The following is a 14,039-nucleotide window of genomic DNA, read 5'->3' as shown; positions in this document are numbered from 1 at the left end:
TTTCTTAAATAGAAGCCGCTGCCTGCAAGGCTCTTTGTATAAAGCTTTGTTGTTTCAATTTTTCTTCTGCCTCGCCGATCGCTTTTAGTAGGTTGTTTTCGGTATCGGTAACCTCTGTCAATATCTGTGTCATCAGCTGCCATACTGGTTGCATTTTAGCAATCAATTCTTCCCCTTTAGGAGTCAGCTGGATGAGTCTTTTGCGTTCATCTTTCTTATCTTTTTTAGATCGGATCAGCTTTTGTTTTTCCAGTTCTTTCAGTAAGCTGATGGTGGAAGGATGGGTATAACCGATTTCCGTGGCCAGTTCTACAACGCCAAGCGGTTGTTTATGGTGAAGCGTATAAATCACCGGAAACCATTTCGGTTCGAAATCAATTTCATAGGTTTTGTAGAGTAGGGCACCGTCTTTCCGGAGTTGTTCACTCAATCGCTGTAAGCGTGTAGAAAGGGCCAGGATACCAAGTTCGTCAATGACGTTCATTATAATTATAGGGCTAATTGATAAAATACAGAATCTCCACCCATCAATGGGAAGTGTGCTGGTAGTGCTGATTTTTCCATTTTCTGAAAGCCATTTCTCTCATAAAAACGAAGGGCAGCCTGTAGTACTGGAACTGTTCCAAGGTAAAGATGGTCAATTCCGTTGCTTTTACAATGAAGGATCAGGTTTTCCAATAAGCGTTGGGCGATGCCCAGCTCTTTTCCTCTGAAGGTTTTGTTGACAAACATCTTTCTAAGGGCAACAGAATTTTTATCGAATTTAATCATGGCAATGGTTCCCACTAGCTTGCCTTCCACTTTAGCACCCCAAAAGGCGCCACCGCTTTTGTAATAAACGTTATCAATATCTAATAAATCCGGTTGATCGCTTAAAGTAATGGCTACTTTAAATTCGATTTGCTGGATTGGTAATACCAAGTCAATTATTGCTGCTGCAGCTTCATTTTTTATTTGCGCTATTTGTACTTCCATCGGTTTATTTTTATTGTACGGTTCAAAACTACGTAGTTGACTACATATATCCAAATCGATTGTTATATTTTTACTTATCTTTGTCTCCTTGTCAAATTCTATGTCCTGTTTCGGTTACTGTAATGATTGTGGAGAGATTCACGAATTGCCATCTGCACTTGCTATTCCTCATTGTCATGCCCTTATGGCTGAGCTTTCCGCGTATAAAAGAATAGATTTTGATGTGCCATTGGTAGCTGCCGATCCCCGTTTGTCGACGGATATTTTATATTCAAAAATGAGGGGAAGAATGTTTGGGATTCTGGTTTGTGAAGATGGGAATGGAAAGGAAGTGATCCTTCGTGCCTTCTCTTCCCGCCACAATGGCGTTTGGAATGTAGCAGGCTGGGTACCACCCTTGGTAGATGAACATGCTTTTGTTGCTACCGTAGAACGAGGGAACCTGGATCTTCATCCCTTGACGGATTTGATTGATACTCTCCAAAAAGAGTCGAAAGAATGGTATTTGAAACTGGCAGAAAGAAGGTTGGTCTCCCATGGGATTTTGGCCAAACTAAATGCCTTGTATACCTTTCATAATTTTAAACAGGAAAAACGTAGCCTTGAACAGGCATTCCAATTGAAGAAAGGAATTCCTGTAGGAACCGGAGATTGCTGCGCACCAAAACTATTGAACTATGCGGCAATACATCATTTGAAACCTCTGAGTATTGCGGAGTTTTTCTGGGGAAAGGAAACTGCATCAGGTCATCGGATCGAAGGGGGATTTTATGATTCTTGTGAAGAGAAATGTCAGCCTATTTTAGGTTTTATGCTCTGTGGGAGTAAACAAGTTGTTACAGTCTAAACCAACTCTAGCTATAATTAACCTGTTGTTTTAGCGTTGTTATAAATTATGTTTAACTTTGAATGTAATAAATGGAGTCGGGAAACCGATAGAAATTTATATTGATCTTTTTATAATCAATGAAAAACAAACAACGCTCTTTTCTTCTCATTTCCGCAGTTATTGTATTATTTATTGGGTTTTTATTTCGAAATTCAGTAGTTCAAAGGGGGCAACAGTCTACCCTTGTTTCTAGTCTTAAAGAGCTAGAGGATAATAGTTTAAGGATTTCAAAATTAGATACCATTACCCTGAGTTTACAGACTGCTGAGAATAATTTCAGGATGTATACCACACTCTGGGATACCACTTATTTTAAGAAATATACCAGGGATATTAAGTTGATTTCCAGCTTGCTAAGAGAGCTGGAACAAGGAGATAGTAGTGATATCTCTAGTGCTATAGTTGGAGATTTACAGAGTAAGAGGGGGCAAATGACCATCTATGGGGAGCTTAAAAGACTCACAGACTCTTTAAATAACATCAATGTAGAGCTGGAATTGTTAAAGATTACCGGAAATAAGCCGAAGCTACAGGCTTACCCTAAAGTAATGCTGAAGAAGGTGACCAAGGTAGAGGAAGTCGTTGCAGCGCCTGCTGCACCTAAGCAAAAGTTATTTAAAAGGCTGAGAAATGCCATTGCAAATAAAGAAACGCGTAAAGATTCTACGAAAACGCTTAAAACAGAGGTGACTTATGAACAGAATGCTTCTGAAGTAGAGGCTTACAATAAAAAGCAATTGCAGCATATTGAAAGTTTCTATGCCCATCTTTTTGAGGACCTGAAGAATAACAGAAATGTCTTAACTAAAAAGGAAGAAACCATTCTGAAGCTAAATGAAAGTATATTCCAAAATATTAAACGCTTATTTCAGGAGTTTAGAAATAGAGAAAGTGTCAATGCTGAGCTGAAAAAAGCAATTTTAAAGAGTAGAGCAACGACCTCTTTGGATGCTATTGGAAGGTCCAGACAGATTAACTTTGGGATAAGTGTACTTTCTTACCTGGCCATCATTCTATTGATGTGGAAGCTTTACAGAGCCTATGATAAAACTTTAAGGGCCAATCAGCTGGCTGCAGAGCAGGTAGTGATCAAATCCAGATTCTTTACCAGTATAAGCCATGAAATGAGAACGCCATTAAACGCCATAATTGGGGTTTCAGAGCAATTAAAATCTACACCTTTAAATGAAGACCAGCAGCAGATGTCTAAGCTTCTGGACAATTCTTCTTCGATGTTATTATCAGCGGTGAATGAAGTGCTGGACTTTTCAAGATTGGAAACCGGAAAACTGGCTCTGGCCAAAACTCCTTTCCGTTATAAAAGGATTTTAGAGGATATTGCGGCTACCGCAAGGATATTGGCCGATCAAAAAGACCTGACTTTAGAGCTGGTCATGGGTGATTCGCCGGATTTATTGCTGGATGGCGATCCTTATCGCTTAAAGCAGATGGTCATGAACCTGATCGCAAATGCAATTAAATTCACTGATAAGGGCAAAGTGAGCATCAAGGTAAGTGTTAAAAAAGCAGATGAAAAACACATTACTCTGCTCATAAAAGTGAAAGATACCGGAATCGGTATTTCCGCAGAAAACCTTCCTTTGATTTTCAATGAGTTTTCACAAGTGATCAATTCTAACCGTAGTGATTGGCAAAAGGGCTCCGGACTTGGACTAGCCATTAGCAAGAAACTTGTGGAGATGCATAAAGGTAAGATCTCTGTAGAAAGTACGCTGGGTAAAGGCTCTACTTTTGCATTGGAAATCCCTTATGTCATTGCCGAAAAGGATAGTGAAGAACTGGATGTACAAAAGGCTACAGTGATTAATAGCGATCGCTTTAAAAATCTCCATTTGCTGGTGGTTGATGATTCTGAAATGAACTTATTGGTGATTAAAATGATCTTTAAGAAAATAGGGATCAGTTTTGATACGGCTAGTAATGGGCAAGAGGCACTGAGCTTCCTGGAAGCTAAAAGGTATGATATGGTACTCACCGATATTCAGATGCCTGAAATGGATGGGATTGAGCTCACTAAGAGAATTCGTGCGCTGGGTGACCAGCAAAAATCTCATTTACCAATCATTGCCATCACCGGACAAATTAGCAGTGAATCGCATGAGAGGTATCTTTCTGCGGGCTTAAATGATTATATCATAAAACCTTTTACCGAGTCTGAACTGATGGAGAAAATCCTGGATTACCTTAAATAATCCGGAAATCGCTTTTCGGGCCTTCTGAATTGTAAATTACGCAATCGTTTGCAATGCTTAATGCAAACGATTGTGTAATTCTTTCTACTTTTTTATAGATTGTTTTTGGTTAATATTTCCTTACAATTGTGTAAGGACAAGCCTGGATATTGCGCGGTCCTTTACCTTAAACAAACCAAATATTTTTATGAAAATTAAATATCAGGCGCGCTTTTTACTCGCGGTGTTATTGATGGCTACCTCACCGGTACTGGCCCAGTTTAACATTGTTCCTCTCCCACAAAAGATAGTGGAAACCGGGGCTTCATTTCTAATTAAACCACAAACAAAGATTTTTTATACAAAAGGACTGAAAAAACAGGCTGAATTGCTGGTTGCTGCACTATCGCCAGCTACCGGATACGATTTTGTGCTGCTGGAATCTGCTAGTCCGCAAAATGGCATTGCACTGAGTACGGGAGATTCCGGATCAACGAATAAAGAAAGCTATAAATTAAGCGTAAATAAAGACAGGATTAGCATTAAGGGTAATACCAGTGCAGGTGTGTTTTATGGCATCCAAACCTTGCTTCAAATGTTACCTCCTCAGGTTTATCATAAGGAACGCCAGAAAGGCTTGAAATGGGAGATTAAAGGGGCGGAGATTACAGACGCACCCTTGTATCCATGGAGAGGAATGATGTTGGATGTGGCCCGTTATTTCTTCTCAAAAGAATATGTATTGAGGTTCATTGATATGATGGCCATGTACAAAATGAATGCATTACATTTTCACCTGACGGATGATTCTGGTTGGAGAATAGAGATTAAAAAATATCCGAAACTAACTTCGGTTGGTGGATTTAACGGCGTTGGACCAGATAGAAAAGGTGGGTATTATACCCAGGAAGATCTTAAGGAGATCGTTGCTTATGGGATAACAAGGAATGTTGATGTTATTCCTGAGTTGGAATTACCTGCTCATGCACAAGCTGCAGTTGCTGCTTACCCTTATTTATGCTGTACTGGCGAGCAATACGATGTGCCGTCACAACATTTTATCAGTAGAGAGCTTTTATGTGCTGGTAAGGAAAGTACTTATGAGTTTATCGATGACATTATTAAAGAGACGATCGCACTTTTCCCTTCAAAGTATTTGCATATAGGCGGTGATGAGGCGGTTTATACACGTTGGAAAGCTTGCCCACTTTGTCAAAAGAAAAAAACTGAACTGGGTCTGAAAACAGAAGAGCAATTGCGTCTTCATTTCAACCGCCGCGTTCAAAAGATCGCTACTAAATATGGTAAAACCATTGTAGGATGGGATGAAATTATTGAAGATGGTTTAGAAGATAAAGCTGTTGGTATGATCTGGCACGAACCAAAGAAAGCGTTTAAGGCTGCGGAAGCAGGACACTATTCGGTAATGTCATTGACAGGTTATTGCTATTTTGACGTCGCAGAAAGTGCAATTCCGGGAGAAATTAAAGCTGCAGGTTGGTTGCCTCCAATCTCTTTAGAGAAAGTTTATCAGTTGAATCCAATGCTGGAAGGAATGGATGAGAAATACCGTCCGTTGATTTTAGGTGCATCTGCTACATTATGGTCTGATCAGTTTATTCATGGAACGATTCTTCAGGAAATTCCATTGCTGAATGAGAATCGCTCCGAGCAGTATTTTGATTACCTGACGTTCCCAAGAATGTCTGCTTTGGCAGAAGTGTTATGGACACCATTAGCAAGACAAAATTGGAAAGGTTTTGAAAACCGTATGCGCAGTCAATACAGTCGCTATGATGCCGCAGGTATCGGTTACCGCATGCCATTGCCAAAATTGATCAGTAAGGATAAAGGGGCGAATGGCTATGTGATTAAATTGGAAAACCTGGTAGATGGAGCGGAGATTCGTTACACCACAGATGGTAGTATTCCAAGTGTTTACTCCCCGGTTTATACCAATGCAGTTACTGTAAAGGAATTAGAGGATTTTTATGCGATTACCGTGTTAAATAGAAGCCAGTTCTCTTTACCGCTTTACTTCCCAGGTAAACACGAGCAGTTTAAAAAATATGGTGAGCTGGTTGCAGAATGGAACCCTCAAAATGTTCAGGGAAAAGACTTTGGTATTTTAGAAATGAACAGCTCCGGAAAGATCAATGGAAATGGTGCTTACACGCTTCATTTCTGGTATACCGATGGAGATTCCCGTCTGGATATTCAATCTGTAGAAGTATATAAAAACGGTGTTAAGGTTGCAGAGGATTTACACGAAGGCTTTACCGGATCTGCAGCAAAAGATAATAAGTACAGTTTCAAAATTGACAACTATGAAACCGGAGCAGTGTTTACCATCAAAGCAAAAGTTCGCGGCGATGTAAATGATAATACTAACGGCGTGATCATGATCAAAAAGAGCTAAAATTGATCAAGAACTATAAGCAGGGGATACCCTGCTTATAGTTTTACTTGTCGGATGATGTTTTTCACATTCAACTCTATAATGTCTGTCATGGTTTCACATTCCAGATATTGCTCGTCAGCAAAATGAGCAGCCATTCCCAGTTTTAACATATTGATGTTTTCAACGGTAGTAAGGAGCTCCTGATTGGATACGTCTCTTAAGTCAGCCAAACGATGACGCTCACTACGCACCCTGTGGAGTATCGCTGACTTCTCTTCCTGTTGATATTGCAGGAAGGTTTTATCAGTGAGCTGTTCCGTACATAGTTTTACAAAGGGATAGTTTTCTTTAAAAAATTGTGGTAAATATACTTTCACATTTCCCTCATAAAATTGCTGGTCAAAATCTATGGCCCTGATTTTAAATTGGATGTCGTCAAAGTCTGGTGTGACTTGTACCACGAAATTATAAGCCCTCATATCTCCTAAAAGCATGACTAAACATCGCTCATTGAATTTCACGAATTCCTTTGCAATTCGCGTCTGGTTGTATTCCGGATTGTGTAAATAGGTTTTTGCAAATACATCACCAGGGATTCCGGCAATGTGTTCTTCAATTAGCGTGTCCCGATCTACCAGATAATTTACCTGATTTGGTGATAAGATTTCCTCGAGTTCCAGACCATAGATACGGGAAGCATCGGCCCTTTTTACATAGAAATAATCATAAACATCATTTAAGCGATTCACAATCCTGATCCGGAAGGGGTGAGTATTACCAAAAGTACAGTACTCAATCTTATCAATGTATTTATGTTGTACAATACGGAGGTTACCAGACGCTTTTAAATTCGCATAAACCACCTTTAAACCGTTATGAAGATTTTCAATGCGATCAGAAGAATAGATGGGCCCTTCCCATAAAGAATCTCTTCCATATTTATCCATGACGGGATATGACTCATCAAACATCATCAAATCATCGTAACTGATCGGAAGTCTAGACTCCCGTTGGTAGCTTTTCAGGTATTTCTGTAAGGCAGGGGAAACCGGGAAAATCGGTTTCTTCTTGGATATTTTTACGTCATTAGGTTCCATCTTTCGTATTTACGCTCAATTTAGTGTTTTCTCCGGCCAATCAAGCTATCGCCGGAATAATTTGAATCGGTCTTATTTTAAGAGTTTTATGTCGGATCCTTCCATTCCAGGGAAGGCGAGGCCCTTACTTTTGTCTTATAAATCAACACTTAGAAAGATGTCATTAAGAAAATATATAGTCGTAAAAGGAAGACCGATATTATTTCCAACAGATCTGATTCATGCAGAGGTAGCTGGCAAACAAAATGAAGTGGAAAGTGCAGGCTTTTTCGTGATCATTAAAGATAAAAAAGGGAAACGTGTGGTTTGCATTGGTGAAAGTAGCTCACTATCTATTGCCAGCAAGCCAGAGAGAGACCAAAAGCTAATTGCAAGTTACCTGGGCATTGCAGAAGAGCATTAGCCAGATTCAAAATAAAAACAACCATTATTAATTATAAAAACAACAAGATGAAAAACAAATTTTTAGCCGTATTACTAGTGATCGCAGCCGCATTTACTGCCTGTAAAAAAGATAAAGTTCAAGCACCAGAAGAAAAAACACTGCCATCAGGAAAATACAGATTGATTGAAATGGTACAATCGGATGCTGCAGGGAAAGATTCAGTAAGTACCAAATATCCGGTTAGTAGCTTAAGTCTGACCTTTGATCAGGATAAAAAAACAGCTAATGTTTCTGGTAAACCCGAAATACTTCAAATAACAGGAAGTTATAATGTGAAATCTGATGAGGTGTTAGCGGATGCGAAAGTTTCCACTTCAAGGAATGTTCCCGGAGAAAATGACCTGAATGTAGCGGATTTATTAAGCGCAGGAGAAAAATATGAATTAAAAGGAGGGAGCGTAATTATACATGCGAAGAACAAGGGATTCCTGGTTTTTAGTATGCAGAAGTAAGGGATTACTTTTAATTGCGACAAACAGCAGCCGTTTCTTACGCGCTGCTGTTTTGTTTGATCAGTATTTCTCCAGGCAGGGTGTCAAACTTATGTTTATAAACTTTAGTGAAATAATTTGGGCTGGTATAGCCTAGTTCATAAGCAATTTCCTGTACGCTGGAAAAGTTGCCACTTTGCAAAAGCTGTTGTGCCAGCAATAGTTTCTCATTGAGGAAAAATTGGTTGGGACTATCTTTTAGTATTTTTTTGAAGAGTCCTTTATACTTAGAAACAGACATTTCTGCCATGTCTGCCATTTTTTGTAAGCCTGGAAACTCATAGAGTAAATTCGCCATCAGGTATTCGGAAGTTAGAAATACCCGTTCTATATCCTGATTGGAGAGTTTATTGATGATGGGTTCAAACCTGCTGGCCCGTTCTACCAGGTAACCTAAAAGGTATAAGGCTGTGCTTTTTAGTTTCAATTCAAAGGAAGGACTGCTGTAGTCATTTTCCTTTAGCTGGCTCAGTAAGATCTTGCTTCTGCTATCGATATGGCTATAAAAGAAAAGAGTGTTTTTAGTTTCATCAAAAAGCAGGTTATTCGTTTCCTGGTCTCTGGTGGAGCCTGCCAGTTCCTTTAAATGATTTTTTTCAATGAGTAACCTTAAGCTGTAAGAGCGTTGTCCGATAGGGGGCATGAGGACGCCTTTAGAGCTGCAATCCATGAATCCCATGCCCAATTTAGCATGGTAACCGGCTCTATGAACGGTATCTCCAATAATATGTGTGGTGATCTCATCGCCAATATCAAAATATGCCATATAATATTTATGGTCTGTAGGGATTCTGGTGATGGCTACAGGTACTTTAAAAGTCATATCCATCAGGAGTACAGACAGTCCTGGTGTAACTTCCAGAAATATGGAGCCTCCATCAGCAATACTTTCCGGCATCGTTAAAATCTTGTTATCCGTCAGGGTGGCACCAATCCCGTTCACGATTTGCTGTTGCCATTCCGGGCCTAATGTATAATGATAACAAAACTCTATCCTTTCATGCGTCATAATTACAATTGGCTAAGGTATTCTTTGGGTGGGACACCGTAGGTGCTTTTAAATTGTTCTATCAGGTGACTGGAGTCAAAGAACCCAAATTTATGGGCAATTTCGCCAATGGTAAATTCACCTGTTTCCAGCATCTCCTTAGCATAGGAGAGCTTATTGCTTAAGAAAAATGCATTCGGACTAATGCCACTGATCTTTTTGAATAGTTTTTTGTATTTGGTTTCCGACATATTAGCCTCTGTTGCCAGCGCATGAATTCCGGGAAAGGCCGCCTCAATATGGCCGATTAAATAGGCTTGTGAACTCACAATATTTCCCACATCCTCAGGGAGGACCTGTTCAATAATGATTTCCTGATTGATGAGTTGGTCCATATAATCGGCAATTAGGCCGTAGACAGTTCCGGTGATGAAGGTGTCGTATACCGGTCCTGCTGGTGGTACTTTTCTGAGTTCATTCATTAGCCACCAGGCATGATTGCTCATTCTGTCAAAGCGGACAATCGTATTCAGTTCCGGATTGAAAATAGATTCTACGATTTGCTGGTGTTGAGGGATTCGGGACAGATATTGTTTTAAAGCACTTTTCTTAATGAAAATAGCAATCATATAGGTCGTTGATCCGGATTTTACCTGAAAATCACCATTCAAATCGGCATCAAATATACCAAGATTGTATCCCCAGCGTCCGGCAGATCTGGTCACTTCATTTAAGATGTGGATGGAATCCCCTTCACTAAGGTTAAAATAGAGTCCTACAAAGTCGCTACGGGTATTTCTTAGTTTGAAAACTACATCTTGCCGGTAGGTGACATCAATGATAAAGGCTGTTAAATGATCATTGATTGGGAGTACATAACGATTTCCTTTTTGTACTTCATCGGCTATCCGGATGTAATTTCCCTCTACATAGCCGCCTAGTTCTGCGGCGAGACCTGCCACCCAATCTAATTCTACACCATACTGGTGGATCACCTCCTTCATATAAGATCGTCTTTATGTTTTTTCACAAAAAATTAACCTTTAACCAAAGATAGTTTTTTCCGTCTGGTATTTCTTGAGGTTTTGGTCTAGAATTCCTTAAAACAAGGGCTATAGGCCGATTGGATTTTTCATTTCTAAAAATAATACGTAATTTTCTACCTTAATAATTAGCGACAGATTCTCCATCTTACATCTCATGAAAAAACCAGTGCGTTACCGGTCATCATTATTGTCCCGTTTTAAAAAATGGCTGCAATCTATTGTCAATCGCTGGAAAAATGGAGATGATGCCCCCTCAAATCTGGAGAAATTCCCCATATTAAATATTAAAGAAGTAGCCCTGGTTAGAGCGGAAATTAATACCGGAATTGTTTTGGATGAAGCTTGTAATTATGCCGTATATCCTGATCAAAAGATCTATACCGTTTTTGAAAGTATAGAGAAGGGATTGAAACATGCCAGAGAAATCATTGAAGAGCGTAGAAATATCGAATGCGTTCTCTATGGTATAGATCAGAGGGTTTTACATTGCGTAAATTGCAATAATTTCGAAGCTTACTGATATCCTTCAGGATAGTTCGCAGGCCATGATTTTTCATTGTTATTGAGGTAGCCCATAAAAATGGGCTGTTTATAGGGAAATATTCTTTTTATATCCGAAATTGGCCTCATAGATCCTTCTGGTCTTATATCTTGATGGGCAGTAAAATTATTCGGTTTATATTTTTTGGAAATTACTTTGTAGGCATACTGGCTGTTGCATTAACATTGGAAGCAACCATGCAACTTAAGTTGCCCTATAATTCCATCAATTATTACCTATTGTTGTTTTTAGCGCCAACAATTTATTATACCTATGCTTACCATAAAATGTCGGCACAACCTGCGCCAAATAATCCTCGGAGCCAATGGTATTTTCAGCATAAAAACTTTATTAAATGGAGTCAGGCGCTGCTGTTTACGCTCTGCCTGGGCTTAATGATCAATTTGCTGTATCAGAATTACCAGAATATCCTGGACCTTCCTGCGACTTATTGGGCGGCAATAGCGGTGATTGTTTTTGCCGGGGCTTTCTATTATGGTTTGTTGCCAAAGTCCTTCCGACAATTGAATCTGAGAAATACGGGATGGCTAAAGGCTTTTGTAATTGGGTTTGTATGGGCCTGTTGTGCCAATGTGATGCCATTGATCATGCTGAAGATTGAAACTGGTGTAGGCTATCATGATCCCTTACTTTGGACCTGGTTATTCATTAAAAACTGGATGTTCTGTACCGTGAATGCGATTATTTTCGATATCAAAGATTATCCTAACGATGCGAATAAACAATTGAAAACTTTTGTAGTCCAGTTTGGCTTAAGAAAAACCATTTTTTATATCCTGATTCCTTTGTTAATTGTAGGGATCATTGCTTTATTCATTTTTGTGAGCTATAAAGGCTTCGGGCCAATTCCATTTTTACTCAATTTATTGCCCTTCTTACTGACCATTTATATTGCCTATACCATGAGACGCAGAAAAAATATCTTATATTATCTGATGGTAATTGATGGATTGATTCTGTTCAAAGCCATTTGTGGTATGCTGGCCATGCAATTTATGCCTTTACCCTAATACGCTAGGTTTATGATGAATAATTATGATCATATCGCTCGTTATTACGATCGGTTGAGTCGTCTGGTTTTCTTTAAATCTCAACTGAATGCACAGCTGGATCAGCTTCAATATCTTCCGGAAAAAGGACGGGTTTTGATTGTTGGAGGAGGCACGGGTTGGATTTTGGAAGAAATTGCTAAGGTTCGTCCGGATGGGCTATCCCTGGTTTATGTGGAGATTTCAACGAAGATGATTGAATTGTCAAAGCAAAGGGTGATTGCCGGAAATACAGTGGAGTTTGTGAATCTTGGCATTGAAGATTTTTCAAGCGATGCCCCTTTTGATGTGGTCTGTACACCTTTTCTGTTTGATAATTTTGCAGAACAACGCGCAGTGATGGTGTTTAAACACTTGGATGTAATGCTTCGTGGTGGTGGACTTTGGTTTCATACAGATTTTAGCTTAGCAGAAGGAACTGGGAGTAAAAATAAAGTAAAGGGAGGATGGTGGAAAGCTGCCTTTTTATCAGTTATGTATCGGTTCTTTAAATTGGTGGGTAATGTAGAAGCTTCTTCTTTGATCAATATGATGCCCTATTTTATAACCGCAAACTACAAACTATTGGAAGAAAGGTATTATTATAAGAAATTTATTCAGAGCTTAGTTTTTCAAAAAGCAACAGAGAACATCAAGAGGGATAACAATAAAAAAAATTGATCATTAAATCGCATGGAAGCAACAGCGCATTTTTATCAGGATTTGGTTAGCCATAAGTTGTCGCTTCCGGCGCTTTTGATGGAGGAAAAATACTTCGATACCATTCCGTCCGACTGGCATATCATCATTACAGATATTAAAGGTTCTACGGAAGCCGTAGCGGCTGGTCTTCACGAAACTGTTAATTTGATTGCTACTGGAAGCATTGTAGCTGTCCTTAACCTTGTTTATAAAGCAGGAATAAGAATTCCGTTCTTTTTTGGAGGAGATGGGGCTACTTTTATTGTTCCTGAATCCATATTAGCGCCCGCCATGCAGAGTCTGTTAAAGTTTAAAAGCACTACGCTATCTAATTTCAATTTAGAGTTGAGGGTTGGAACTGTACCTGTTCAGGAGGTTTATCAGCAGGGAAAGGAATTAAAGATCAGCAAGTACAGTGTTTCCGAGGTCTTTTCTATTCCGGTAGTTTTGGGCTCTGGTTTAAGCTATGCAGAGAAATTGATCAAAGGGGAGGAGTACCTCTTGCCTGCACAATTAATTCCTGCCGAGGAACTGGATTTAAGGGGTATGCAGTGTAGGTGGGATAAAATTGATCCACCGGAACGGAACCATGAAATCGTTACGTTGCTGATTATTGCAAAAGAGGGGAGGATTTCTTCAAAGGTGTTTAGTAAGGTGATCACCTTGCTGGATGAAATTTATGGTAGTCCAGAAAAAAGACAACCCATATCGGTTGGTAAGTTGCGGTTAAAATCTACATTTGGTAGGTTGAAGATGGAGATGCGTGCAAGAATCGGTCGTACTAAGCTTTTTGAACTGATTCAGTCCTGGTTGATTAATGGGTATGGATATATCTATTTTAGAACTGAAAAGGGAAGGAATTACCTGAATCGCCTGGTGGAAATGTCGGACACGCTGGTGATTGATGGCCGGATCAATACAGTTATTTCTGGTAATTCAAATCAAAGGATGTTACTCAGCAATGCTTTAGATCTGATGGAACAATCAGGGGATATTTTATATGGAATGCAGCTCAGCAGAGATTCGGTCATGTCTTGTTATGTGCGTGATCTTGAAAACGATCACATTCATTTTGTAGATGGCTCGGAAGGTGGCTATACGCAAGCTGCGAGGCAGTTAAAGACTAAGATCGCCAATCAATCGCTTTGATTCTGACTGCCAATAACTTTCGTGTTTTATCAAAGAATCCTTAACTTGGAACGACCAAATGATAACCAAGAACA

14 protein-coding genes are annotated in these 14,039 nt (G+C 39.5%); 9 read left to right on the top strand and 5 right to left on the bottom strand.

Annotated features, from left to right (window positions below):
* Positions 1 to 4: 4 nt before the first annotated feature.
* Together R2S10_RS08350 and R2S10_RS08345 are read right to left on the bottom strand one after the other, a co-directional pair.
* On the bottom strand, positions 5 to 484 hold the full coding sequence (locus tag R2S10_RS08350) for a MarR family winged helix-turn-helix transcriptional regulator (protein ID WP_316839997.1): 480 nt from the start codon (positions 482 to 484) through the stop codon (positions 5 to 7).
* A 5-nt stretch (positions 485 to 489) separates the two neighbouring features.
* Positions 490 to 975 carry a GNAT family N-acetyltransferase gene (locus tag R2S10_RS08345; RefSeq protein ID WP_316839996.1) on the bottom strand — a complete coding sequence of 162 codons (486 nt, stop codon included), beginning with the start codon at positions 973 to 975 and terminating at the stop codon, positions 490 to 492.
* Positions 976 to 1,075: 100 nt separating this feature from the next.
* On the opposite strand from R2S10_RS08345, the gene R2S10_RS08340 reads away from it, so the two are divergent.
* From R2S10_RS08340 to R2S10_RS08330, 3 genes are all read left to right on the top strand, one after another.
* Positions 1,076 to 1,822, top strand: coding sequence for a hypothetical protein (locus R2S10_RS08340; protein ID WP_316839995.1), 747 nt, complete (start codon positions 1,076 to 1,078; stop codon positions 1,820 to 1,822).
* A 119-nt stretch (positions 1,823 to 1,941) separates the two neighbouring features.
* Positions 1,942 to 4,077, top strand: coding sequence for an ATP-binding protein (locus R2S10_RS08335; RefSeq protein ID WP_316839994.1), 2,136 nt, complete (start codon positions 1,942 to 1,944; stop codon positions 4,075 to 4,077).
* 187 nt (positions 4,078 to 4,264) lie between these two features.
* Entirely contained in the window at positions 4,265 to 6,475 is a 2,211-nt protein-coding gene (locus tag R2S10_RS08330) for a beta-N-acetylhexosaminidase (protein WP_316839993.1), read from the top strand.
* Positions 6,476 to 6,510: 35 nt separating this feature from the next.
* On the opposite strand, the gene R2S10_RS08325 is transcribed toward R2S10_RS08330, so the two are convergent.
* Positions 6,511 to 7,554, bottom strand: coding sequence for a hypothetical protein (locus R2S10_RS08325; RefSeq protein ID WP_316839992.1), 1,044 nt, complete (start codon positions 7,552 to 7,554; stop codon positions 6,511 to 6,513).
* Between the two features lie 157 nt (positions 7,555 to 7,711).
* Here R2S10_RS08325 and R2S10_RS08320 point away from each other — a divergent pair, with 157 nt between their 5' ends.
* The gene (locus tag R2S10_RS08320; protein ID WP_316839991.1) at positions 7,712 to 7,957 is read left to right on the top strand and encodes a hypothetical protein; all 246 of its coding nucleotides are present in this window, start codon (positions 7,712 to 7,714) and stop codon (positions 7,955 to 7,957) included.
* 47 nt (positions 7,958 to 8,004) lie between these two features.
* Complete coding sequence (locus tag R2S10_RS08315; protein WP_316839990.1) at positions 8,005 to 8,451, top strand: hypothetical protein; 447 nt, start codon at positions 8,005 to 8,007, stop codon at positions 8,449 to 8,451.
* A 37-nt stretch (positions 8,452 to 8,488) separates the two neighbouring features.
* Here the strand turns inward: R2S10_RS08315 and R2S10_RS08310 are convergent, their stop codons facing one another.
* Together R2S10_RS08310 and R2S10_RS08305 are read right to left on the bottom strand one after the other, a co-directional pair.
* Complete coding sequence (locus R2S10_RS08310) at positions 8,489 to 9,499, bottom strand: AraC family transcriptional regulator (RefSeq protein ID WP_316839989.1); 1,011 nt, start codon at positions 9,497 to 9,499, stop codon at positions 8,489 to 8,491.
* Between the two features lie 2 nt (positions 9,500 to 9,501).
* The gene (locus R2S10_RS08305; RefSeq protein ID WP_316839988.1) at positions 9,502 to 10,482 is read right to left on the bottom strand and encodes a helix-turn-helix transcriptional regulator; all 981 of its coding nucleotides are present in this window, start codon (positions 10,480 to 10,482) and stop codon (positions 9,502 to 9,504) included.
* 196 nt (positions 10,483 to 10,678) lie between these two features.
* Here R2S10_RS08305 and R2S10_RS08300 point away from each other — a divergent pair, with 196 nt between their 5' ends.
* The 4 genes from R2S10_RS08300 to R2S10_RS08285 all read left to right on the top strand — a co-directional run bounded on the left by R2S10_RS08300 (position 10,679) and on the right by R2S10_RS08285 (position 13,965).
* Positions 10,679 to 11,044 carry a hypothetical protein gene (locus R2S10_RS08300; protein WP_316839987.1) on the top strand — a complete coding sequence of 122 codons (366 nt, stop codon included), beginning with the start codon at positions 10,679 to 10,681 and terminating at the stop codon, positions 11,042 to 11,044.
* Between the two features lie 134 nt (positions 11,045 to 11,178).
* Positions 11,179 to 12,096, top strand: coding sequence for a UbiA family prenyltransferase (locus tag R2S10_RS08295; RefSeq protein ID WP_316839986.1), 918 nt, complete (start codon positions 11,179 to 11,181; stop codon positions 12,094 to 12,096).
* Positions 12,097 to 12,108: 12 nt separating this feature from the next.
* Positions 12,109 to 12,795 (top strand): class I SAM-dependent methyltransferase, encoded by a 687-nt coding sequence (locus R2S10_RS08290; RefSeq protein WP_316839985.1) that lies wholly within the window; start codon positions 12,109 to 12,111, stop codon positions 12,793 to 12,795.
* Between the two features lie 12 nt (positions 12,796 to 12,807).
* Positions 12,808 to 13,965, top strand: a complete 1,158-nt coding sequence (locus tag R2S10_RS08285; RefSeq protein ID WP_316839984.1) for a DUF3095 domain-containing protein — start codon at positions 12,808 to 12,810, stop codon at positions 13,963 to 13,965.
* Positions 13,966 to 14,039: the final 74 nt, after the last annotated feature.

The organism is Pedobacter gandavensis, assembly GCF_032678745.1.
Classification (GTDB): Bacteria; Bacteroidota; Bacteroidia; order Sphingobacteriales; family Sphingobacteriaceae; genus Pedobacter; species Pedobacter gandavensis_C.
Note: the sequence above shows the minus strand (reverse complement) of the source record. Positions and strands in the feature narration are given on the sequence as shown.